We start from the raw sequence: 339 nt of genomic DNA, 5'->3' as shown, positions 1-339 counted from the left end.
CCTACTTTTTCAGTTTCATGTTCATATTTGACGTTTAAAGGCTTTTTAAGCGTTTCTAATGATTTTTGGTATTGTTCTATCAACTCATTGCTTTTTTGTTGTATATGGCTTAATTTTTGGCTCTCACGCTCATATTCTTGCTTATGGTATTCTGTTTTTTGCTTATATCGGCTTACCTGATCATGTTTAGCATTTGTAACTTGTCTTGATTGTCCTCGCTCCAAATCATACCCACGTTGATTAACATATTCGTTAAATCTATCTTGAAACGCTGTTAACGCCTTTTTATTCCCTACAACTTCTTTTGCACTTAATCTACCGTCATCAGTGATAGGGACA

At 34.5% G+C, this 339-nt stretch carries 1 protein-coding gene; it reads right to left on the bottom strand.

Annotation, left to right across the window (positions count from 1 at the left end):
* Positions 1–339 (bottom strand): plasmid recombination protein (locus tag SH09_RS12930; protein WP_200888860.1); only part of this gene is annotated, 339 nt, incomplete at both ends.

This window comes from Staphylococcus gallinarum (genome assembly GCF_000875895.1).
In the GTDB taxonomy this organism is placed as follows: Bacteria; Bacillota; Bacilli; order Staphylococcales; family Staphylococcaceae; genus Staphylococcus; species Staphylococcus gallinarum.
Note: the sequence above shows the minus strand (reverse complement) of the source record. Positions and strands in the feature narration are given on the sequence as shown.